A 25,168-nucleotide genomic window follows, 5' to 3' on the forward strand; every position below is an offset into this window, starting at 1 on the left:
CGGTGGTGGTGTAATAAAGGGGCTCTATAGCCCCTTTATTATAAAAGGATAACTTTAAATACAAGGATAAATATCAAAACGGTGATTTTTGGTTGTTACATTGGCATGTGCAGCCTGATTATTTAATGGTTCTGCGTAGTCGGGTCTTTTTACAACGACACGTTTTTTCGCCAAAGTCATTGCGGGTTCTAATAGCGCATCTGCATCTTCATCAGCACCAACTAAAGACTGAAATACTCGCATCTCTTTTTTTACTAATGCACTTTTCGCCTTATGGGGATACATAGGATCAAGATAGACAACATCAGGAGGAGGCGTGATCTCAGTGAGTGCTTGGGCCGAAGAGGCATGAATTAATGTCATTCTCTCTTGCATCCATTCACCAATATCAGCATCACGATAAGCACGCTTTAGGCCATCTTCAAGTAATGCAGCAACGACAGGGTGACGCTCTACCATTCTGACTTTGCAACCAATAGATGCTAATACAAATGCATCTCGACCAAGTCCGGCTGTCGCATCAACAACATCAGGCAGATAGTCTTTTTTGATCCCAACCGCTTTTGCTACCGCCTCACCTCGACCTCCGCCAAATTTACGACGATGCGCCATGGTGCCTTCTACGAAATCCACATAGATGCCACCTAATTTAGGTTCATCTTGTTTGCGTAATTCAAGGTGGGTCGATGTTAATACTAAAGCCATGATTTGCGTTTCGTCGTGCACGAGTCCCCAACGTTGCGCTAAATCAGATAAGGCGCTGTTATCAGCGCCTTCTTCACAAAGTAAACAGATATTCACATATCATCCTTTAATGCCGTAGCCTTTGAGCATAGCATCAAGTTTCGGTTCACGACCACGGAAGCGCTTGAATAGCTCCATTGGTTCTTCTGAACCACCACGAGTTAAAATATTATCAAGGAATGATTGACCCGTTTCGCGGTTAAAAATGCCTTCTTCGGAGAAGCGAGAGAAGGCATCAGCTGCCAGTACATCAGCCCATAAATAGCTGTAATAACCGGCAGCATACCCACCTGCAAAGATATGGCTAAAGGCATGAGGAAACCGCGCCCAAGGTGTTGAAGGAACAACGGAAACTTGTTCTTTCACACGGTTTAAGGTTTCCATTACACAAGCCCCTTTTGCTGGGTCATATTCTGCATGTAAACGGAAATCAAACAAACCAAATTCTAGTTGGCGTAACACAAACATTGCAGACTGATAATTTTTTGCTTTAAGCATATTATCAAGCATTGCCTGTGGTAATGGTTCGCCAGTTTCATAATGACCAGAAATAAAGGCTAATGCTTCTGGCTCCCAGCACCAGTTTTCCATAAATTGGCTTGGTAATTCAACAGCATCCCATGGTACACCGTTAATACCTGCAACATCGGCAGTATCAATTTGCGTTAACATATGATGTAAGCCATGACCAAACTCATGGAACAGTGTGGTGACTTCATTATGAGTAAACAGTGCTGGTTTATCACCTACAGGCTTATTGAAGTTACAGGTGAGATAAGCAACAGGGTTTTGTAGCTTGCCATCGGCATGACGCATTCTTCCTATGCAATCATCCATCCAAGCACCACCACGTTTGTGTTCACGTGCATACAAATCAAGATAGAAGCTACCGCGCAAGGTGTTATTGTCATCGTAAAGCTCAAAGAAACGAACATCATCATGCCAAGTGTCGATATCGTTACGCTCTTTGGCTGTTAAACCATAGATACGATGAACAACTTCAAATAAACCACTTAAAGCACGCTGTTCAGGGAAGTAAGGACGTAATTGCTCATCATCGATTGAGAACAGGTGTTGTTTCTGTTTTTCGCTGTAGTAAGCCAGATCCCAAGATTCTAATTTATCAATGCCATAATGCTCTTTTGCAAATTGAGTTAACTCCGCTAACTCTTCTTTACCTTGTGGGTGAGCGCGTTGTGCTAAGTCAGTTAAAAAACTAAGAACTTGCTCCGGAGACTCTGCCATTTTAGTAGCAAGTGATTTTTCAGCATAATTTTTAAAACCAAGCAGTTGGGCGAGTTCGTGACGTAATGCGAGGATCTCCGCCATTATTTCACTATTATCCCACTGGCCTGCATTGGGGCCTTGATCTGATGCGCGCGTGCTATAAGCGATGCTCATCTCTTTTCTAAGTTCACGATTATCCGCATAGGTCATAACAGGGAGATAGCTAGGCATATCAAGTGTTAACAGATAGCCGTCTTGTTCTTTTGCTTGTGCGATAGCTTTTGCGGCATCAATAGCACTTTGAGGCATACCCGATAAATCTTCTACATCAGTAATTAATTTAGACCACCCCATCGTTGCATCTAATACGTTATTTCCATATTTAGCGCTTAACTCAGACATACGCGCGCTAATTTCACCAAAACGCTGTTGTTTCTCTTTAGGTAAACCGATACCTGATAATTCAAAGTCACGTAATGCGTTTTCAATCGCTTTTTTCTGTGGTTGAGTTAACGCATTAAAATCAGCACTTTCTTTAATTGATTTATAAGCTTGATATAAGCCTTCATGTTGTCCCATCCATGTACTAAATTCAGATAGCAACGGCAAACTTTGTTCATACACTTCACGCAGTTCAGCACAGTTTTTAACAGAATTTAAATGGCTAACGGGGGACCAAACACGAGAAAGTTTATCGCCTGCTTCTGCTAAGGGTTGGCAAAGGTTATTCCAATTAAATTGAGTATTTTCAGCGAGTAATCTTTCAACTGTTTCGCGGTAATTTGTTAACACTTCTTTTAATGCAGGAACAACATGTTCTGGTTTGATCTGGGAAAATGCAGGTAATCCCGTTGTGCTAAGTAATGGATTTGACATAAAAAACATCCTGTATTTGGGTTTGCAGTGACGTAAAACACACCACTGAGTTTATTCGTTATAAATAGTAAGATGAGGATGAAACTGTATAAGTTCAATAGTATCGCGGTAATTATCCGAGGTTTTACTCAAAAACGGGATTATTTTATTTGAAAGGGATTTTATTGATTTGATGCACTTGGGATTAAAAATAATTCAGCGTATAATCATCCCGTTATTTCCTTTTGACCTATTTAAAAATGGAAGATCATCGTCCCCGGTGGGGCGGCTGGACTTCAAATCCAGATGGGGCCGCCAGCGGTCCTTGGCAGGTTCGACTCCTGTGATCTTCCGCCACGCCTAGCTTACCATCGTCTATTAAAGTCTACTTTCTCCTTATGTGATCGAATACAATCCAGCACCTGATCTGGCAACAGCACTAACCCCACCGAAGAAACAACATTTCCCATTCTTAACCGCTGAAGAGTTACCTTATTTTCTGAAGGATCTAGCTGGTTATACAGGTAGTGTGATCACCAAAATAGCGACTAAAATTATTCTGCTAACGGTTGTTCGGACACAAGAGCTCCGCTTTGCTTGTTGGCAGGACATTGATTTCGCCACACGATGAGCATGATTTTGCATGAGTGAGAAGGATATAACTCTGCATTGATTTCTTCTATACTGTCATCATTTTGGGCCATTGAAACCGCTAGTGATGAAACTGATTGCCCATAATCAGCCATATCTGTTGGCAGAACTGTAGGTTTGAAGAAGTTATTCTCAACCGCATTCTTCCCAGCTTGCGAGCCAGTAATTGCACCCGCCATATCACCGGTAGTCAGTCCTCCGGCAAGACCAGAGGCCAGTTGACTCAATGCACTCACTTGCTGTTTTTCACGTTCAGTGAGTTCACTCACGTCTTTATTAGGGAAGAGCTCTTTCGCAATATATCTCGCTGCTAATTCACCGCCACCAGCGCCTAATCCTCCTGCTAAGCCTTGCAGTAATCCTGTAACCACTTGAATCTGTCTTTATTTTTACCTGTTGCGGTAATCGACAGATTTTATCCGGCATTTAAGGTGCTACCTTGAGATTGGCGGCTGTCGGTGTGGGTTTCGCTTTTCGACGATTGGCATTAGTGCTCTGTTGTAAGGCAAAAAGCTAGACAGCTAAAGAAGAAGGGGGAAAACCAGACAATATACAGTGGGTCACTTGCCGAAACGCGGAAAATCCAACTCCAGCCCCCAACTGATAATTAGTTGTAAGTGTGTGAATAAACAGGAATTTTAGGTGGTGATCATTATACCTTTATCCGCCAAGCTGGACAGTTGATTATCCGGTCGACTGAGGAGTGAATAAGATTATTAAAGATGATCCCAATATTAAATTGGGATCTTTATAATTTAAATAACAATAAGCTCGCCGCATTCGTCAAATGGAGCTTTTATTTTGTAGTTTCGCGTATAGACATTAACTATATGTCTTAAATAACTGTTTAGATCCCAGTCAGTCGCTTCTACAGTCTCTTCATTTTCATCATATTGATAAACTCGGTTAGGATCATCAGACTCTGTAAGTAAAAAGAAATACTGAGTATAGCTTTCTACTGATATAAATAACGCTTTCTGTTTTCGAAGATTATATGGCTGAACATGTGGGACTTCATCTCTCATTGAATCTTGATATAAGATGTTACCTCTAACCGTCTGACCATATCGATAAAAAACAAGCGGTTCATCGCCAAAAAGGCCACCGCTACAACGACCAATATTAGCTAAAAAATCATACAATTGACCTTCGACTTTGATGTCATATAAACGTTCAATTTTCCCAATTTCTTCATTCGAGTAACCCCGCATATAGCTAGTATCAATCGGTAACTCAGGATATACCGAATGTAGATACTCTATCAGTTCATTGTTCATTACTTATTTTCCCCCGTAGAGCCTTGATAAATTTTCACATTAAGATCTTTATTATTTTCTGCAAAATTTTTACTTGTATAGCCACAACTTACGCACATACCCGGATCTCGATTCGATGTATTTTGTATTGCCATATTTACATCTGCTTTTTGTCCTTTATAAGCATCTTGAATATGATTAAATAACTTTTGTTCTGCATGATTAAAATTTGTTCTCTTCGACTCAATGTTTCCTACACTAGTAAAACTATTCTTATCATCACGAATAACTTTATAAGTAACCCCATCAATATTTACCGTATCAGGAGATTTCCCTGACCAAGATTTGCCACTCACCGAAAGATAATATTCAGTTTTACCATTTACTGTAACTGAAGCAGTAGCATAGCTAACTGCTGCACCATCTTGCTGTAACGGTTTTTTCAAATATTGTTGAGTCGCATTCCTAATAGAATCTAAATTTAAAGCAGGGTCAGTCACCTGTTTCAAGTCGTGAACTTGATAATTACCTAATTTATCACCACCTGTCTGATTAGGTACAGTTTTCGGTGGTACTTGTTCATTTGGTTTTGTTGTCGTTACATTAGGCTTAGTAACTACTGATGATGTATTATTCCCTTTCGAATTTCCATCAATCAATCCGCTTTCATTCAGTACAATCACCGTCGCTAAAATACCTGTTAGCTCTTTGAGGTTCTCTGTTTGTGATGAATGCTTAGCAATTCTATTTTCTAATGCTGGCTCAAGTTTAGATATTGAATCTTTCACCATGTCTTGGCATTGTGCATTACAATCTGGCAAACCTTCCAATGTTTTCAAGCTATCTAAAGCGCTCTTCATATCATTGGTTGATATTCCCCATCTTTCCGCTTGTGATTGAAGTTGCTTGTCTAGTGTATCAATATCTTTTTGTAACTGCTTTCTCTCTTCTGGGGTCTTAGTTTTCGCTTGAGCGTCAACAAAACTCATAATTTGTTCAGAATGTAAAAAGTTATTCTCAACCGCATTCTTCCCAGCTTGCGAGCCAGTAATTGCACCAGCTATATCACCGGTAGTCAGTCCTCCGGCAAGACCAGAGGCCAGTTGACTCAATGCACTGACTTGCTGTTTTTCACTTTCCGTAAGTTCGCTCACGTCTTTATTCGGGAAGAGTTCTTTAGCGATATATCTCGCTGCTAATTCACCACTACCAGCGCCTAATCCTCCTGCGGCGGCAGATTGGTTATTTAGCTCTGCAACTACAGCACCCAATACGGCATGCGCCATGGCATTCGCGGCTTTATTCTCTTCACCCACTTGTTGTTTTATCAACGTTGCTAAGTACGGTGAAGAAGCATTTGCCAATGCACCGGCTAAATTATCACCCGCCAGCCCTTGCAGTAATCCAGTCACCGCTTGGGCGGCTTTTTGGAAGTCGCTGCCGGTGCCATATTGTGCCATGGCATTGTTGTAGGCTTGGTCTTTAATGGTTTGCTCGGTAGGTGTTTTACCCGCCGCTTCCAGTTGTTTTTTGGCAATGGCTAACGCATCGGGGTCTTTCTGCGCTTTCAGACCCGCAATATTTCCTTCGGTGCGAATAATATCCATCGCCTGATTGCCAATTTCGCCAATCAGTTGCGCTTGTTTTAAGCGATTTTGCTCTTTTTCTTTATCAAAGATAGGGTTGATACTGCCGTCATTGGCATGGTCGGTATCGCGATTTAGCTTGTTAATATCCTGTTTTTGTTTGTCTTCATTGCGAACAATGACACTACCGTCACTGACCGCTGATTGTGTGGTGCCTTCGGCGTGGCCGCTGTTATTGGCGTTAGAGAGTAGCCCGCCCGCGGCATTGGTCACCAGTTGGCTACCAATTGGGCCACCGGTGCCAATCGATCCGCCCGTGTGTTCGGCAGTAAAATCGGCTTTGTTGTCAATATCTTTCCAACCCAGCGTACCCGTTTCAAGGTGATTGTTGCCTTTGTCGGCGGTAGAAGCAATCACCGCACCGTCAAGCTGAGTATGGTCTTTGACGTTGACATCAAAACCACCTTTGCCGGCAAAAATACCGGTTTGTTCTTTCACACTGTCGTAGTTACTGTGTATCTTGTCTTTGCTGGCACTGATATTGATGTTTGGTGTGCCACCTAGCGTGTAACCGCCACCGACGCTGACCTCTTGCTGTTTGGCGTCATAGCGGTCACTGTCTTGCTCACTTTGTAAAGTGAGGTCACGACCGACATTGATAGTGACTTGTTCGCCACTGACTTGAGCACCTTTGAGGGTGGTATCTTGTCCACTGTTTAAGGTGAGTTTATTACCTGCATCTAACGTGGTCTCGGTGTGAGTGAGGGCATTGCCTTTTTCATGGCCTTTGCCTTGGTTGACGGAGGCAGAGACATTGACCCCATAGCCACCTTCACCCACACCTACACCAACCCCGATACTGCCGCCTTTGCTGCGGTTTTGGCTGGTGGTTTGCTCGGTATTTTGGGCAGAAACAAGGTTGATATCTTGCGTGGCAGACAGCGATAAGTCTTTGCCGGCTTTGAGTTCACTGCCAACAACCGTGATATTACCGCTGTCTGGGTTCGTATCTTTATTTTTACCCGTTGCGGTAATCGACAGATTTTGTCCGGCATTTAAGGTACTGCCTTGAGACTGGCGACTGTCGGTATGGGTTTCGCTTTTCGACGATTGGCTACCGTAAGACACACTGACACCAACCGTATTGGTGGCGCCTTTTTGATAGTCTTCATCGCCCGGTTTGAGGTTGTTGGCAAGATTGTGTGCATTGGCTGCATCGGTTTTCAGCCCATCTAACTCAACCGCTTGCTGGGCTTGGACACCGGATAATACTGCCTTGGTGTTTTGCAGGGCACTTAAACGACCGTCACTTTCTTTGCGAGCTTGTTGTGCGGTGCTGACGGCAGTATTGAGGGCGCTACCTGCACTTCCAGAGAGTGCAACACTAAACCCACTTTGTTTGGTTTCAAAGGTTTCAGTGCGAGTCCGTTCATCATAGCCCGGGTCGATTTGGACGCTATCACCGGTGAGGTTTAAGTCTTTTTGGGCAATCAGATCAGCGCCACCCACATGCAGTTTGTTACCTGCGGTGATATTGACATTACCTTGTGTGCTGCCAATGGTACTGACACTTTGGCTTTGGGTGGTGCCTTTTTCATCCACTTCATGGCGGGAGGATTGTTTACCCACACTAAAACCAATGCCACCACTACTCATTAGACCGCTTTTTTTCTTCTCTTCGAGGAGATAATGCGAGTCGGTCTCGGTCGCAGCGGTGATATCGACATTGTTACCAGCGGTTAAGCTGACATCGTTTTCTGCGACCACCGAAGAGCCTGTAACTTGAATATCTTTACCCGCTTGAATATTGACTTGCTCTCCACTGACGACGCTACCTTGCTCACGTGTCACATGATCATTTTGGAGAGTATGAGTCTGACTAGAACTTAAAAATCCTTTACTCTTTGAATGTTCTTCTAAAAACTCCGTATGGGTTTCTGTCGCGGTATTGAGATTAATATTTTGTGTGGCGCTTAAATCAACAGCCCCTTTTTCACTGTGTAAAGTGCTACCTGTTAAATTGATATCACCCTCACGGGCGGTAATTTCAACACCTTGCTGTCCGCTAAAGGTGCTTCCAACCACGTTTTCTTGGGCGGTATCCACAAGACGACTGTAACTTTTACGTCCTCCGCCTGAATGCTGATAGTCACTGTCTTCAATCTGTTTTGTGACGGATTGGATATCTACATCTTGAGCTCGAACGGTGGTTTTACCTTCGGTGCTATCTACTTGAGCACCTTGTGCTGTCAAGGTATGCCCCACATTTAGGCTGACGCCTTTATCACCACTGAGTGTACTTAATTGCAAACGCTCTTCTTCACGAGTATTGCTCACGGAGGTGCTTTTACTATTGGCATCAAGGTGGCTTTTGGTTGTGGTACTGTCAGCGAGGATATTGAGGTTCTCGCCTGCATTTACGGTCAGGTGTTCATCCGCTTTGACTTGACTGCCTTGCAGTGTGACATCTTTCACCGCGGTGAGATTAAGGTTACCGCCGGCGTTCAACTCGCTTCCTTGTGCTCGTTGCCATTCACCACTGAGATGAGCAAGGCGGTGTTCACCCGGTTCTTCTATAAAATTTTCAGTCCGACTACCCATTGAACCTGATATCACATCAAATTCACTAGAATGGGTACTTTTTGCTGTAGTGATAGTGAGATTATCACGCGCATTTAGATTAATGTCGTTTAATGCATCCAGTTTTGCCCCTTGCAGTTGAATATCGTGGCCTTTTAGCGTGATATCGGTACCGTTGATACGGGCTTGGCGTAGAGCATCTTGCAGATTAGTACTTAAATTAATGCTATCCGCTTGAATATTGACATTTTCACCCCGAATATCGCCACCTTGGTGTTCAAATTGGTTGGCATCAATTTCAAGCCCTTTATTGGCAAGCAGTTGTCCTGCATTATTGATGCTATCAGCAGAAAGATGTAAATGATCGCCACTTACAATCGCGCCACTGTTCAATAAGTTTAAGGTTTTATTCGCTAAATACACTTTTGGCACTAAAACAGTTTGTGGCCCTTGTGCGGTATCGACTGTTTCACTGACCAACCAAACAATATCTTGTTCTAATGACGTAATTTGCTCTGGTGTAAGCGCAACACCGGGGCGTAAATGGAAATCACTCGCGACTTTCACACCATTGTTCATAAGATATTGATACTGTGCCATGGCATCGCTTTCATAAAGTGAGGGGCGCCCCGTCAGTTTTAATACTTGCTCACGCACAAGACGTTGTTCGTAGAATCCGTCCCCTAATCGTTTAGGTACTTGCGCAGGATCGTACCCCACACGATCAAGTAAATAGTCACTGCTAATAAATTTAGTACGGCTGGTAAAACGTTCGTCCGTCACAATTAAGAATGGATTATCGGGGGCGATATTTTGTCGGAATAGACCATTATCAGGCAAATCGGTGATCACATTGCCTAAATGTTGTTTTTCAGTCAGTGCAATTTCTGAGGGTAATAATGGACGAGCCAAAGGCGATGTAGCATCAGAATGGGTTATTTCACTTTTACTTCCCGTTGTGACCTCTGTATTGGCGGTCTGCTTATCCACACCTTTTATATTAAACGCTAACGGATTACGGGCAAATTCTGCGCGCTCTGCTTCAACGGCTTTTAATGCAGCTTCAAGCGTGTTAATTTGCGCGGCATTCACCGTAGTATTGGTGATTGATGCCCCTTTAATTGTGACATTACCATTGCCTGAAATGATGCTATCAATGGTAGCTAATGCTGTAGTCTCATCATTATTAAAGCTTGGGTACCAGTGCTTGGTATCCTTATCGTAGTGATCGACAATATACTCTTGGCGGCGTTCATTAACAGAATAGGCTTTATTGTCTATTTTACCGTTTCCCTCAATATGTTGATCGCCCATTGAAGTAATCATGCTGGCATCATTAAAGAGTCGTTCTGAAATATTCACCTTCATATTGCCACCCGAGAGAATACGAGCGCCAATACCTTCAGAAATTAATTTATCTCGTGTTGCTGTTCCTGATACTGTGCGTTCACGGAAATTACTATAATCACTAATAAGTTTTAGATCATAGCTACTTACATGTATATTTGGATCCCATTGTTCAATACGAGGTTCGCCTGAGAATTCTCTCCATACCGTATTATGATACGGTGTAGGAACGCCATTTATCTGTTCAAATCCAGTCGTCTGATAAAAGGTCATATTATAGGTACCATCGCTATTAGGAATAAGCGATTCATAATGTACCCATAAGCTTATCGGTGTATTGTCATTTACATTATTAACAAGAACTTGAGCTCTTTTACCTGAGGCATCTATTGCTGTTAATGTTCCATATTTATTATTAAGAACAGCATTATCATCATTAAACGTTAACTTTTGGGTTGTAGGCGCAAAAGGTGTGGGATCTGTAATAACTTTTGAATTATAAGAACGCCAGAAATAATGATAACGATGCCAGCGATAATCACTTTTCTCCGCTTCTCGCTCAATCTCCAGTCCTTCACGTAAATTATGCAATTGGTCTGCGGTAATTGAGACATCGCCTTCGGCTTCAATAAAGCTAGCTTTATTTTCAATAAATGAACCGGATAGAGATAACTTATCGCCGCTATAAATCAACGCACCATCATGATTTATCAACTTGTCACGAGCGGCTAAATCAAGAGATTGTGTCGTTGCAATAACGGCATTTTTACTTTTATTTTCCAGTAATTGAGTGTGAATAACCCCATTATCACCCATAATAGTGGCGGAATTATCCAAGCTTGTCAGGTTAAAGGTAAAATCGTCAGCTTCAAGGCGACCGCGGTTTTTCAGTAAACCCGTGTTGAAATTTAGTGCACGGCTAACTAACGTGCCCGAGTTAATCATATCTTGGCTTTTTATCGTCAGTGAAGCGGGTAATAACCAGTCAGCTAAATTCGTAAATACGCCAGAAATAGAAAGGGAAACAGATTGATTGCTCTTTAAAATATCTCCATCACGTCGGGTATAATCCTGTTTTGCGGTAAGCGTTAAAGCTTTTTCGCTTTGTAACGTGCCACCTTGGTTATTGAAAGTCTGAGTATTAAGTGTGAGTTTATCACCACTTTGAATAACGCCACGCTGATTCAATAACATTAAGGTTGAGGCAATAGGGGCGTCTTTCGCATTTATTGCAATCGCCCCATTAGCTAAAATATGCCCTTTTTGGTTATTCAATAAAGAGAGAGAATTTAAGGATAACAATCCATTACTTTGTAGGCGCCCTTGGGTGTTATCAATATTTTTTGCTGAAATCACATTTTGGGTGGTACCCCAAATTAAGCCATTATCGCGATTATTTAGCGTGTTTGTGGTGATATTAAGGGCATCTTGGCTACTTAAAATACCGTTATTATGATTATCTAATTGAGCGGTATTAACCTTTAACGCCTGTGTTGAAACGAGCTGGCCTTGCTGATTTTGAAGATCAGTTGCAGTCAGTGTTAATGACTGGCCACTGTGTATTTTTCCTGCATTATTATTAATGTGTTCAATATCGTAATGGCTGTTTTTCTGGCTAATCAGCATACCTTGCGTATTATCAAGCTGTGCACCATTAACCGTTAATTCACCTTGGCTACTGATATGACCTTGATGGTTTTGAATTCTAGAGCCATAAATGGATTGGTGTTGATTACTTCTTATTTTACCCTGTGAGTTATCGAGTAAATCCGCTAGCGTCAGCGTTACCCCTTGCTGACCATCAATTGAACCTGATTGGTTGTATAGCGTTTTGGCAGTTAAGGCGAGATTATCTTCGCTTTGAATTTTTCCTTGACGATTATTCAGGGCATTATCCACCGCTAACTGTGTATGCTGTTGGCTATATAACAAGCCATGCTGTGAATTATCGAGATTGAGTACATGTAAATTGAGTCTGTTGCCTGCTAACCATTGACCAGCAATATTGTTAACCGTTTCAATAGCACCGTTAGGCTGTGTACCTTGTGCATCAACTGTATTCTGTGCACTAATTTTACCTTGGGTATTGTTTATACTCTTAGCAATACGTAATTGAGCGCTATCGCTAGATTGAAGCAATCCATTTGTATTATCAAAGGTATTAGCAACTAAAGAGGCCTCTTTTTGGCTCTGTATTTGTCCCGTTTGGTTATTAAAGGCTGATGCTTTTGCAAACCATGTGTCTAAACTGCCCATCCAACCTTTGGTATTGAGAATATCCGTGGCTTGTAAGTGTTGTGATGATTGACTAAACAGGCGACCTTGGCGATTATCCAGTTGCTCTAATAAATCAATATTGAGTGTATTAAGGGAATTTATCTCACCTTGTGTATTGATAAGATTATTCGCTTTAATCACACTATTTTCATTACTCGTGATTTTGCCATGTTGATTAAGTAAATCACCTTTTAGCACTAACTGTAGCGCCTTTTGGCTAAAGATATTGCCTTGCTGTTGATTGCTCAGTGCCCCGCCTTCTAACGTTAGCGTGCCATTACTTTGCAGTAACCCGTTATTATTATTAAATTGGCTATTATCGTGACCTTGCCACTGTAAAAGGTGTTGTGCGGTTATTTTACCTAATGTATTGATGACATCATGAGTCGTCTTGAAGGTAAGTTTATCCCCTGATTGTAACTGCCCTTGGGTATTATCAATGGTATCAGCACTGGCAATAATTTGATGCCCTGCTTGGGTGATCCCTTCTTGATTATTCCAACGTCCTGCGGTGGTTATCTTTAGTGTTTTCCCTGCTTCCAATAAACCGTGAGTATTATTAAGAGATTGGTGAGCAATAAGGTCGAGATTGTCTGTGGCAACCAATTTACCTTGTTGGTTTGTTAACTGATCGGTGGTGACGGCTAACGATTTGGCGCTGATTTCACCTTTTTGGTTATCGAGGTTTTTTGGAGTGGTTAATGTTATCTGTTGACCAGCAAGAAGCTTACCTTGATTATTGCTAATATTTTGAGCATCAATCTTCGTAATTTCGCCACTTTGTATCAGACCATTATCATTGATAAGGTTATTTTCATTTAAAAGCACCAAAGCTTTATTTGTTAATAATGTACCTTGTGTATTATCGAGCAATTGATGCGTTGTGAGCGTTAACCTATCTTGACCAATAATTTTTCCCGCAACATTACTGACCGTATTTGCATTAAGATCAATCTCTTTTGCACTGATATTACCTTTCGATGAGCTTAATGAAGCTGCTTTCACCTTCATTTGATGACCAGAAAGTAATTGTCCTTCTTGATTATCAATATGGTTGGCAACAAGGTTAAATAGAGATTCGCTTTGCACAATGCCTGCTTGATTATTTAAATCACTTTGTGCAGACAACGTTAATGCTTTACCCGCACCAATAAAACCTTGAGTATTGGTTAATGTCTTTTGGGTAGAAAGCGTTAAAGTATCTTGACCAACTAGCTGTCCTTGCGTGTTATTGAATAAAGACGTCTTAATGTCAATTTGGTTACTGTTTATTTTTCCGGATTGATTATTAAGAGAATTGTCCGTATTTAAAATAAGCTGTTCACCAGAAAGAAGCTGACCTTTTTGATTATTAATCCCTGATTTTGCTGTTATTATTAATTGCGTTGGGCTTTTAATACTCCCTGACTCACTATTAAGATGTTGAGTATCAAGCTGTAAATTCCCATTATTCCCTAACTCGCCACGTTGATTATTTATCGATTGATTAAATTGCCAATGTTGTTGCGAGTTATTTAACATCACTAAACGCCCATCGGTATTATTTAAGTCTTGGCCATTAAGGGATAATTGATAAGCTTCAACACTGCCTTTCGTATTATTAAATAGGCCTTTTAATGCAAAACGACTTTCACTTTTTCCTGTTTGTGTCCAAATACCTTTTTGGTTGAAAAGATGATTCCCATCGATATCCCAAGATTGGGCTTTTATTTTGGCTTGTTGAGAAGAAATATTCCCCGTTGCGATAACATCAACTTTATGGGTATCAACTCGTGCATTGTCTAAACGAGCATCACCTTGTGTTGCTTTTATCGCTAACGTTGAAGTAGCAATTTGGCTTTGGCTTAAATCGACCTGTTTTGCCGTAATATTAATCGCTTTTTTATTCAGTAAATTACCTTGAGCGCGAATATTATTTTGGCTGTTTAAAGTGAGATTTGCGTCTTGGATGATTTGGCTATTAAGATCACTGCCCGCCAGTAAATTTCCTTGTGTTTGGATCTCTTTTTGGGCAATTAAAGTCACGTCTTTTGTTGCGGCTAATGTGCCTGATTGCTTCAACGCACCGTCTTGACTTTCTACACGTAACTGACCGCCACTATGAAGTTTACCTTGATGAATAAGATCTTCTTTGGCAATCAGGTTAATATCGCCACCTGCTTGTGTCACTGCTTCTTGCGTTTTTGTTGACTGCCAAACGAGTTGCCCTTGGCTTGTCACCGTTAAGGTTTTATTGGCTTGTAGATGACCACCTTGATTACGTACACCAACGCCCTGTTCAGTGCCCACCATTTTAATTTGACCACTGTACATTCCCCCCATTTGTCCCATATCAATGGCAAATTCCGGTTTTGCAGTCTTCTCTTTTTGTTCAAGTGCCGTGGCATTGTTTTGCGTATCGACTTGATTACGCCCTGCGACAACTTCAATTTTTTCTTTTGCCCACACGCCTGCATTGATTTTTACCGCTTGGGCGAGCAGATCAACGTATTGTGTATCATGGCGACTATCTCCATTTAACCCACCACCTTCAACATGAATAACGCCATTTTCAACACGATATCCCGCTAAACTTCCATCAGGATTAAGTTGAGGTTTACCCGTTGTTAGCGTCATTCGACCCGCATTGATCGTGCCGCACCCATTACAAATAATGCCCGAAGGGTTAGCAATAATCACTTGTGCTTTCCCACCAGCAACTTCAATAAACCCTTTCAATTGGCTTGGATTATTACTGTTGACTTCATTTAAAATAACGCGAGCTGGCGCTTTGTTCGGATCAAGATTGGCGTTACCTTGGATCATGCCTGCGGTCTGTGTTGAAGTCATGACCGCTGAGTTATTTAAAATAGCACCGCGTTGATCGACATCGAATTGTTTGTATTGGTTATGAGAAATTCCCGCCTCATTAGGCGCACTAATATTAACCTGTGGTAAACCATTTTGAGTATTAATGACTTCTGGTCGTTGATTTTGTGGCGCGTTGTTATCAGCAACAATACCATTAGCCAATACGTAAGGAGAACCTAACGCCAACCAAAGTAAAAAAGCGCTACGCCGAAGTGTGACCCATATCCGAGTACCTTGGGAGCCTCTTGTTTGTCCTGCTTCAGTACTACAACTTTTGGTTAATTCTGAAACAACACGTAATTCCCCATGGGTACGACTAAAGATAAGGCGATAACAATGCTTATTCATAAATAATACCTTTAAAATCAACAATCCAAAAAAAGAGAAAGGATTAGTTAAACCAAGGGAATAACTGCCACAGAAAGACTAAATCTCTACATTAAGATTAAAACCAGCGGTCGCACCTGAAGTATGGAAACCTTCGGGTTTATAAAGTGGTGTACCCACAAAAACGTCATAACTTATTCGAGACCATAGTGAGCCGCGTAAACCCAATGCTGTACCCGCTAATTGGTGTCCCACGAGGTAGCGTGTGTTTTGTCCTTCAACACGACCATAGTCGATACCTAAATAGAGCTCTTGTCCTTGAGAAAACAGGTTCCACGCAATGTCATTGCGCCAAAGCAGGGCTTTTTCACCAGATAGGTTTTGCTCGCCATCAAAACCGCGCACGGTATAACGTCCACCGATTGCCATTCTGTCTTGTGGAGTTAAGGCATGTTGACTCCATTGACCACGTAGCGAGGTGTTCCAGCGCCAAGGCTGCTTACCCAAAGAAAAAGGCTGATTAAAACCGATATTACCTAAAAAAAGTCCGGTTCTGGCACTCCCACTGTGAGTGTCTTCTTCGGGGGCACGTAGAGCACCAAATGCCCCCGTACCACGGCGCCAATTGAGGTTGGCATCTAAGGTGGCATTACCGAAATAACTCCGCTGGTTAAAACCGATTTCCCACCCTGCGGTTCGGCGGTGTTGTTGGTCAATATCAATCCCATTGACCGCATTGGTAGAATGCTTGCGATAGACCCGCATATTGAGTGTGGTTTTATGAAACTGATTACGAAATAGCAATCGGGATACGGTAAATTGGGTATTGTCGCTTTCACCGCTGTAGCGCAATATCTCATTCGCATTAGGAATGTTTTGATGATACGTATAATGGTTGTAGTTAGCGGCAAAGCCCCAGTTTCCAACAGGAATAAAATAGTTAAAGGTGTAAGAACGATTACCAAATGGGCCATTATCAAAGTAATCTTTACCCACATTGGCATAAAATAGGTCGTTTTGAGAGAAAGGTGCATCAATGGCCAATGTCGCCGAACCTAAATAACGCCCAGTGCTTTTTGAACCGCTATCATCTAACCCCAAACTTAGCCGTATAGGGCGCTGTTCTTGCCAACTCACAACTAAATCACTGGTGGCATCTTCTTTGCCGGGGACGATTTGAATGTTTGCTGTGACATTCGGTACCCGTTTAAAATTTTCCAGCCCTTGTTCAATATCACGTAAGTTAAGAATATTGCCTGATGATGTGGGGATCGCATTCCATAAACGAGCACGCCAAGAGACATTATCATCAAAACGGATCTCATGAATTCGACCGGGTTGTAGTGTGAGCGTTAAATGACCTTGTGTAAGATCTTGTTCTTGTACCATAACTCGTGTGGTGACATAGCCTTTTGATAATATTTCATTTTGAATTTTGTTCACGACTAACAAAACACCCTGTCCACCAAGGCAATGATCTTTAGCGTCATCTACCGCTTTTAGTGTCCATTGAAAATCACGAGAAGCTTCGCCCTCAAGCGTAAAGGTATTAATCCAAAAACAGGGTTTTTCATTAATAGGGTAGTCAGGAAGTTCGATATCTGAGTGAGAAAGACGAGTATCAATATCAGGTCTATTTTGTTGTTGTAAAATACGCCCTCGCTCTTTTTGGCGTTGTTGTTCTCGATCATCAATCGACACGGCTTGTTCTGCCGGTATAGGGGAAGTATATGGTACTGCAATTAACGGAATAGATAAAAAATAAAAAGAGAACAATCCCCATTTTATATAATGATGTTTATTCATTGTTTGAATAACTTCCTAATAATGCTAATTGTTAGTCAATGGTTTTATATATCACGCAGTAATAAAATGGCGATGCTATTTATCGCTAATATATATAAGAAGTAATGCCATGAATATTTAAAATAATAACTTAATTAGATTTGCCTTGGTTTTAATTTAGCCAAGTTAGTATGAAGAAATCAAGGTAATTTTGTATTGATTTGAAATTTTGAGATTTATTATATTGCTAATAAGTTTAAATTTATCTTATTGTTTTTTTATAAGTTAATAAACTATTTAAATAGTTTTCTTTTATGGTATTTATGATTAATTGCGCTTATTGTTTATTAATAATTTATTTAAGAAGTCATATAGAAATATTGAGATGTGATCCAATTAATATAAAGAAAACAAAGGTTTTTTTGATGTGGGGTGATTGGTTTTCTATTTAATAGATTGATTGTGTTTTCTAATGAAAAGAACTCTTTAATAGTATTGGTTATCTGGTTATTTAAATGAATTTAATTTGCTAATTATTTTTTGTCATTAAAAGAGTATTAAAAACTTCATTATGATAATTTAAATATGGATAAAAAGTTGAGAGGTAGAGTATAGAAAGGCTTACTGAAATAAATCAGTAAAAAGAGAAGCCTTACTATTTTTATTATATTCACTAAATTACAGTGTTATTTTTATATTATTTGCAGATGTTAATAATACTATTTTTTCTTATTGAGCATCGACTTTAAATCAGCAAAAGGATTATAGGTTGCTGCACCGACATCATCTTGCGCATCTTCACCTGCGACAACAGTTGTGCCGTATTGGTCTGCTTCTGTATATTTTGAATGTTCGTGATCATGGCAAAACAGACACAATAACTCCCAGTTACTACCATCTTCTGGGTTATTGGTATGGTCGTGATCAATATGATGAACGGTTAGTTCACGTAAGTTCGAGTAGACAAACTCACGAGCACAACGTCCACATACCCACGGATAGATTTTCAGTGCTTTTTCACGGTAACCACTTTCTAACCGTGCATAGTTTTTGGGGATCAGAGCCATTGTTAGTATTACCTGTTATAAGAGAAGGTTTGGCGATAGTTTTTCCAATATACTCTAAATACACAGGTAGGTTCAAATCGCACTAGTCCTATTTTTCTAATAAACGACCAATCTTACAATCTGATGCACTCTTGGAAATTACAGGTATAATTTCAAAAATGATTGAGCAGATTTAGGCATAAAAATGGCAAAACTTACCTTACAAGAGCAAATGTTAAAAGCAGGGCTTGTGACCAGTAAAAAAATGGCAAAAGTCCAAAGAACGGCAAAAAAATCACGCGTTCAAGCGCGAGAAGCAAGAGAAGCCGTAGAAGAAAATAAAAAAGCCCAACTTGAGCGCGATAGACTGCTTAGTGAACAACAAAAACAAGCAACTTTATCTAAAGAATATAAAGCGCAAGTTAAGCAACTTATTGAGATGAATAGAATTACACCAGCAAAAGGTGATATTGATTTTAATTTCACTGACAATAATGTGATTAAAAACATCGTAGTGGATAAACTAACGCAATCCCAATTAATTAGTGGGCGTCTTGCTATTGCTCGTCTGGATAGTGCAGATAAAACGGAATACGCGATTATTCCAGCCAGTGTTGCGGATAAAATTACACAAAGAGATGTGGACTGTATCTTGTTAAATAACGCGCTTAGCGAGACAGAACAAGATGAAGACGATCCTTATGCTGATTTTAAAATTCCAGATGATTTGATGTGGTAGTAAGCAACGTAGCATATTCGCTCACAGGCATAGTCTGTATAAGCATTGTGCTTTATACTGCATCAGCAAATTTTTGTAGATAAACGATTAAGTAGGCGATAATAATGGCAATGAACGGAATAATCACAAAGTGGTTTGAAGATAAAGGTTTTGGATTTATTAAAGATGAAAACGGGGATAACCGTTATTTTCATGTGATTAAAGTTGCCAACCCTGCTTTGATAAAGACAGATGCAAATGTCACTTTTGAGCCGACCACCAATACCAAAGGGCTGTCTGCGTATGCGGTTAAAGTGATCCCAGACAGCAAATACGTTTATATTGCAGGTGAGCGAATTAAGCTAACATCTATTAAATCATTTCGAATTTATAGTGAGGAAGTATCCGCAGATACGCATATCGATAAAGAAAACACGGTACTTTCTGTCGGGACTTTAATGAATAGCATCAGACCAAAATCAGCGGATGGTGCTAATAATATGCGTACTTTGAGAAAACTGGCGATCATGACAATGCATGGAACAGAGATAGTTTTTACTGAAGATGAACTCGATATCGATGAAACAGTAAAAGCGCTCAAACTGTAAATATCGACATTTAAAACGGGCTTTCGCAACGCGCTTTTATTGGTGTTTGGCTAATAGGGTGAACAAAATGAAGTTCACTTGCATGAAGCATAAGTCGCGGAGTCCGTTCAGTTCCTTCCCTTTTTTCAATTAAACCTCCGTCGCATCCACCATATAAATCACAACCTAAAATAGAATGCCCTATAAACTGGCTGTGAATACGAAGTTGATGCGTTCTTCCTGTTTCAGGGGTAAATTGTACGCGTGTTAAAGGCAATAATGTTCCATCTTCTAATGTATGATAAAAACGCTCAATAACGTGATAACCAGAGCGTGCAGGTTTACCATTAATAGGGCAAATCGACATGCGTGGGAATAGAGCGGGATCTTTTGCAATTGGTGCATCAATCACCCCTTCATTCTTTTTCAAATGACCACATAGTAGTGCGTTGTATATTTTGGTTATATTGCGCTGGCTAAATTGCTGACATAAAAGCGCATTGATTGCTTTATTGCGTGCCACAATCATCAATCCAGATGTGCCAAAATCAAGCCGATGAACAAGCGTACATCCTGGAAATAGCTTCACTAATCGATAATGCACCGAATCGATATTTTGTGGATTTTTTCCCGATAAGCTCAATAGTCCGGTTGGTTTGTTAATAATAACTAAGTGCTCGTCTTGATAAAGGATCTCGATTTCATCATGGCAAGGTGGGGCGATAAAAGTATCGATAATCGTAGACATCAGCTTATCCGCAAAAAAGAAGAAAGTGGATGATAGCGAATTTTAGGTTATCAGGCGAATGTAGAGATATACTCTTACTCATTTGAATATGGCGAGTATAAACGTTAATTCTTGGGAATAACTTATGAACAATGACATTCATTTTAAATATTATGACATGGTAGAAGAGTATGCGATGGAATCCGCAAAGCCTGTCGCTCAAGCTGAAGAAGATGCGCTAGCACTTTATTTTCAGTTGTTACTCACTCGACTCACAAATAACGAAGAAATTAGTGAATCGGCACAACAAGAGATGGCAAAAGAAGCGGGTATTGATAAAAAACGCATTGATGATATCGCTGAATTTCTAAATCGCTGGGGTAATGAATAACACGTATTGGGCTCATTAAAAAGTGGGCTCAATATTATCCTAATTCACAAAATATCACTCTGAGCCTACATAACTGTATGATTTGACGTATACTCGTAATGTACTTTATTTCACATAAACTCGCAGAAAGAACAGAGCTGCTTTTTTGATGTTTGCTGTTTTCATAGAATGCGTTAGATTAATTTATTGGGTGAGATATGCTGGATTTTTTAAAAAATTATGACAATTTAACGATCAGCGAAAAAAAAGTATTAAAATATCTCACCGATAATATTGCGGATATTCCATATTTAAATATTAATGATTTAGTTGCCAAAACCTTTGTATCAAAAACGGTGATCATTAATTTATCGCAAAAATTAGGGTTTAGTGGATTTAAAGAGCTTAAATTCCAAATTAATAATTATATTTTGACCAGAAATAAGGTTGAAAAGACGAGTGCGGCATCTTATAAAAAACAGTTAGAAAAAAACATTAATAAAACATTTACCTTAATTAATGAAGCACAAATTCAGGAGTGTGCAAAAACTTTACGCCATTCTAGGAATATTTTTATTGTTGCAAGAGGCACCAGTAAAGCCGTAGGGTATTACCTTGAACACCTATTGTTTGCATTAGGTCTACATTGCTTTTTTATTAATGATTACAATTTATCTGATTCGTTTACGCGTCTTGTTAATGAAGACGACACCGTTATTTTCATTTCTCTTTCTGGTGGCACCAAGAAAATCATCGAGACAGCAAAAATCGTTCAGTTAAAAGATGCCAATATCATTAGCATGACAGCATTTAATACTAATGAATTAACCAGTTACGCAACACATGCGCTATTTTGTTTTGCGGATAATCATGATACAAAAAAAGACGATACCAAATCACGTATTGGTTTTTTTATGCTGGTAGATTTATTGATTAACGAGCTGGAAAATCTACTTTAAAAAAAGATAACATCATCTATCTGATTTATTAGCTCCTCTTTTAATTATTAAAGCGTGAATAGTATTAATCTATTCCGTTAGAATAATTATCATTTATTCTAAAATAGTCTTTCTTTTCAATCTTACTTCTAAGTTCTAAAATAAATATTATTTAATAGAGTAAAATTATTTATTCACTGTTATTGATTAAGTTGATAATTAAAAAAAGACCTAAGTCATAAGTTGTGACCTGAGATAATATTTAAAACCGCCACGTCATTCATTTCCTATAATCCCTAAGCTAGAGTACCTCGGTAATTCTTTTATATTCGAGAAGTCATAAGGAAACAAATATGGCCAGGAAAAAGTTCAGCGAATCTATTCAGCGCTTTGGTAGAACCCTACTTCTACCAATCGGCGTATTGGCACCTATCGGTATGATCTTGGGGATCAGTGGTGCTTTAGTTCAGTCTTATATGATTGCACGCTTTCCTTTTTTAGGAAATGAAACAGTCAATGCTTTATTAGTGAGTATCCGTTCTATTGCGGGCGTTGTGTTTGACAATATCCCACTCTTATTTGCAATGGGTGTGGCATATGGTATGAGCCACAAAGATAAGGGGATAGCGGTCTTTGCCTCTGTGGTGGGTTATTTAACCTTGATAAGTACAATCAATATCTGGTTGGTATTGACTGGAAAACTTGCTGATCCTGCGATTATGACACAGGTGGGGCAAATCAAGGTGCTTGGTATACAAACTATGAACATCAGTGCCGCAGGGGGGATTATCACCGGATTAATCGCTGCATGGGCTACCGATAAATTCTATAACCTTGAATTACCGACCGCATTTGCCTTCTTCTCAGGAAAAAAATCTGTCGCCATTATTATGGTCGGATTAATGATTGGCGTAGGTGCATTACTGCCATTTATTTGGGAAGTATTAGTCATGGGCTTAACTAAGCTCTCGGCTGTCTTCTTAAGTCCTGTCGGACCTTTCTTTACCGCAGGTGGTGAGCGTCTATTTATTCCATTTGGTTTACACCATGTCTGGAACGTTCTGTTTAGATTTACTGAAGCTGGTGGTTCTTATGTGATTGACGGCCAAACCTATGTGGGCGTTGTTCCAGCAATGACAGAAGTGTTATTTAACCAAGGGCCAAGTAGTGAATATTGGGCAATGATGCCAAGCTTGACGCGTTTTATGGCTCAGCAACAAATGTTGGTTACGTTGTTCTTATTCCCTGCGATTGCATTAGCAATTTATAAAACCTCGAAAAAAGAGAACCGCGCTGAAGTTAAATCGATGTTGGTGACGATGGTCTTAACTGCCATGTTAGGTAACGTTACCGAACCGCTTGAATTTACCTTCGTCTTTATCGCACCGTTACTCTATTTAATTTACGCGATTATCGTAGGTATTGGCGCAGTTCTGCTCTCTTTTGCTGGTGTTGCAATTGGTTATATCCGAGGCACCGTCTTTGATTTCACTATCTTTGGTTTGCTGTACGAACACACTAACTGGATCTTCTTAGTGTTGATTGGTAGCGCACTTGCGGTTGTGACTTACTTCATTTTCTACTGGGCTATCGTCAAATTTGATATCAAAACGCCAGGTAGAGAAGAATCAAGCAATATGAAAAATACGCTAATCAAAGAAAAACGTTATGGCGAAATTGCAGACATTCTTATTCAGGCGTTAGGTGGCAAACAAAATATTCGTAATGTTGATAACTGTATTACACGGCTACGTATTGATATTAATGAAGTTAATCAAATAGATAAAGAATTAATGTTGGAGTCTGGATGTACAGCATTCTTCTTTCCGGCAGCAAACCATGTCCATGTCGTTTATGGCCCTAAAGTCGAATTTGTTCGCAATGCTGTTGATGAAGCAATGAAGAAATAAAAGGATACATGATGAGAGCGTTATACGATTCTAAAAGTAAAACAATCGACGATCGCGGTATAAAAAAGCTGCTGTCCAATGAAGCTAAATATTCAACTTGGTTGATGTTTGAAGCAATGTTAGCGCAAGCACAAGCTGAATATGGTTTTATTCCACAGTCTGCCGCAGATGAAATTAAAGAAAAGGCGATTATAGAGAATATTGATTTTGAAGAGATGAACCGTATTTATCAAAAAATCGGTCATGGCTTTGTGCCTTTCTTAAAAGTACTAGTGAATGCATGCTCTGAAGAGAGTGGTAAATATGTGCACTACGGCATTACCACACAAAATATACAGCAAAGCTCACAGCTGTATATGATGAAAACCGTACATAACAAATTTATGTTGTTGTTAAGCGAAATTATTGAAAACTTATCAAACCTCGCTGAAAAAACAAAACATATGGTAATGGCGGGTAGAACGCACGGTCGTCATGCTATTCCTATCACTTACGGGTATAAAGTGTCAGTGTGGATCAGCGATTTTATTGACTGCTATCAGCGCATGAAAGAGTGTGAGAAGCGTGTATTCACCATTATGATGGGTGGCGCTGTAGGTGCTTTTAACTCAATGCCTGAAGTGGGAATGAAAGTACAAAAACGCGTTGCTGAATTGGTGGGTATGCAGGCAATGGAAGTACCATCACGTAACCTAAGTACACACAAATTAGAGTACATGATGAACTTGGCACTGATGGCTAATATCTGCCATAAAATTGGTGAAGAAGTTTATAGCACTACATTAGAAGAAATTGCTGAAGTTTCTGAAGGATTTACCAAAGGCACTGTGGGTAGTAGCACGATGCCTCATAAAATTAATCCAAAATTAGCGAAAGGTATTATTGCTAACTCTCAGAAATTGTACTCGTTACCAAATGTGGGAATGTACTCTGCGGTAAGACCTTATGAAGGTGACAGCAGTTCTTATATGTTATTCGATGGCTTAATTGAAGAAGCATTAGAATTAACAACAGAAGTTTTGTTAAGAACGGAAGAGCTTTCAAGAACCATTGTTCCTCATGAAGAGAGAATGCTACATAACGTGATGAGAAATAAGGGATTAGATAATACCGAATACGTTATGATGAAAATGGCAGAAAAATTAGGTAAAGATAAAGCGCATTCACTGTTATATGAAGAAGCCATTAAAACAGCAGCAGATGGTGAGGATTTTTACACTAACCTAATGAAGAATGAGATCATTAGCGCTACCTTTAATGCGGATGAAATTAAAGCAATGCTAGATCCTCGCTCTTATATCGGTTTATCTGTTGAGCTTGCTGAAAAAGAAGCAAAACGTGGGTTAGCGATTTCTCAAGAAATTAAACAAAGTTATAAATAAATAGT

General features: G+C 40.0%; 14 protein-coding genes, 1 tRNA gene and 1 pseudogene. 8 read left to right on the top strand and 8 right to left on the bottom strand.

Annotated features, from left to right (window positions below; genetic code table 11):
• Positions 1 to 54: 54 nt before the first annotated feature.
• A complete protein-coding gene (rsmJ, locus tag GWI59_RS03090; protein ID WP_006534419.1) occupies positions 55 to 801 on the bottom strand; it encodes a 16S rRNA (guanine(1516)-N(2))-methyltransferase RsmJ in 747 nt (248 codons plus the stop codon).
• Positions 802 to 804: 3 nt separating this feature from the next.
• Positions 805 to 2,847 (bottom strand): oligopeptidase A, encoded by a 2,043-nt coding sequence (gene prlC, locus GWI59_RS03095; RefSeq protein WP_072065020.1) that lies wholly within the window; start codon positions 2,845 to 2,847, stop codon positions 805 to 807.
• 241 nt (positions 2,848 to 3,088) lie between these two features.
• On the opposite strand from prlC, the gene GWI59_RS03100 reads away from it, so the two are divergent.
• Both GWI59_RS03100 and GWI59_RS17610 read left to right on the top strand, forming a co-directional pair.
• A tRNA-Sec gene (locus tag GWI59_RS03100) sits at positions 3,089 to 3,183 on the top strand.
• Between the two features lie 49 nt (positions 3,184 to 3,232).
• A pseudogene (locus GWI59_RS17610) lies at positions 3,233 to 3,454 on the top strand (tyrosine-type recombinase/integrase); the annotation flags it as partial.
• Here the strand turns inward: GWI59_RS17610 and GWI59_RS03105 are convergent.
• From GWI59_RS03105 to yajD, 5 genes are all read right to left on the bottom strand, one after another.
• Positions 3,381 to 3,848, bottom strand: coding sequence for a VENN motif pre-toxin domain-containing protein (locus GWI59_RS03105; RefSeq protein ID WP_337247385.1), 468 nt, complete (start codon positions 3,846 to 3,848; stop codon positions 3,381 to 3,383). The pseudogene GWI59_RS17610 and the gene GWI59_RS03105 overlap by 74 nt on opposite strands.
• A 384-nt stretch (positions 3,849 to 4,232) precedes the next feature.
• The gene (locus GWI59_RS03110) at positions 4,233 to 4,754 is read right to left on the bottom strand and encodes a hypothetical protein (RefSeq protein ID WP_006534425.1); all 522 of its coding nucleotides are present in this window, start codon (positions 4,752 to 4,754) and stop codon (positions 4,233 to 4,235) included.
• Entirely contained in the window at positions 4,754 to 15,721 is a 10,968-nt protein-coding gene (locus GWI59_RS03115) for a hemagglutinin repeat-containing protein (RefSeq protein ID WP_161723946.1), read from the bottom strand. The genes GWI59_RS03110 and GWI59_RS03115 overlap by 1 nt, the downstream gene beginning before the upstream one ends.
• Positions 15,722 to 15,799: 78 nt before the next feature.
• Complete coding sequence (locus tag GWI59_RS03120; RefSeq protein ID WP_161723948.1) at positions 15,800 to 17,506, bottom strand: ShlB/FhaC/HecB family hemolysin secretion/activation protein; 1,707 nt, start codon at positions 17,504 to 17,506, stop codon at positions 15,800 to 15,802.
• Between the two features lie 698 nt (positions 17,507 to 18,204).
• Entirely contained in the window at positions 18,205 to 18,552 is a 348-nt protein-coding gene (gene yajD, locus GWI59_RS03125; protein ID WP_006534437.1) for an HNH nuclease YajD, read from the bottom strand.
• A 184-nt stretch (positions 18,553 to 18,736) separates the two neighbouring features.
• On the opposite strand from yajD, the gene GWI59_RS03130 reads away from it, so the two are divergent.
• Both GWI59_RS03130 and GWI59_RS03135 read left to right on the top strand, forming a co-directional pair.
• The gene (locus GWI59_RS03130; protein WP_072065008.1) at positions 18,737 to 19,270 is read left to right on the top strand and encodes a DUF2058 domain-containing protein; all 534 of its coding nucleotides are present in this window, start codon (positions 18,737 to 18,739) and stop codon (positions 19,268 to 19,270) included.
• A gap of 110 nt (positions 19,271 to 19,380) precedes the next feature.
• Entirely contained in the window at positions 19,381 to 19,857 is a 477-nt protein-coding gene (locus GWI59_RS03135; RefSeq protein WP_161669695.1) for a cold-shock protein, read from the top strand.
• Between the two features lie 10 nt (positions 19,858 to 19,867).
• Here GWI59_RS03135 and GWI59_RS03140 read toward each other — a convergent pair whose 3' ends face one another.
• Positions 19,868 to 20,584, bottom strand: a complete 717-nt coding sequence (locus GWI59_RS03140) for an RluA family pseudouridine synthase (protein ID WP_006534441.1) — start codon at positions 20,582 to 20,584, stop codon at positions 19,868 to 19,870.
• 124 nt (positions 20,585 to 20,708) lie between these two features.
• Between GWI59_RS03140 and GWI59_RS03145 the strand changes: the two genes are divergently transcribed.
• The 4 genes from GWI59_RS03145 to GWI59_RS03160 all read left to right on the top strand — a co-directional run bounded on the left by GWI59_RS03145 (position 20,709) and on the right by GWI59_RS03160 (position 25,163).
• Positions 20,709 to 20,954: a DUF2543 family protein gene (locus GWI59_RS03145; protein ID WP_006534442.1), complete on the top strand. Its 246-nt coding sequence runs from the start codon at positions 20,709 to 20,711 to the stop codon at positions 20,952 to 20,954.
• A 197-nt stretch (positions 20,955 to 21,151) separates the two neighbouring features.
• Entirely contained in the window at positions 21,152 to 21,892 is a 741-nt protein-coding gene (locus GWI59_RS03150) for a MurR/RpiR family transcriptional regulator (RefSeq protein ID WP_072065002.1), read from the top strand.
• Between the two features lie 332 nt (positions 21,893 to 22,224).
• Positions 22,225 to 23,781, top strand: a complete 1,557-nt coding sequence (locus tag GWI59_RS03155) for a PTS transporter subunit EIIC (protein WP_006534444.1) — start codon at positions 22,225 to 22,227, stop codon at positions 23,779 to 23,781.
• 11 nt (positions 23,782 to 23,792) lie between these two features.
• Positions 23,793 to 25,163 carry a class-II fumarase/aspartase family protein gene (locus tag GWI59_RS03160; RefSeq protein WP_109399176.1) on the top strand — a complete coding sequence of 457 codons (1,371 nt, stop codon included), beginning with the start codon at positions 23,793 to 23,795 and terminating at the stop codon, positions 25,161 to 25,163.
• Positions 25,164 to 25,168 lie beyond the last annotated feature (5 nt).

Origin of the sequence: Proteus sp. G2673 (assembly GCF_009915125.1) — a bacterium.
GTDB lineage: Bacteria > Pseudomonadota > Gammaproteobacteria > Enterobacterales > Enterobacteriaceae > Proteus > Proteus penneri.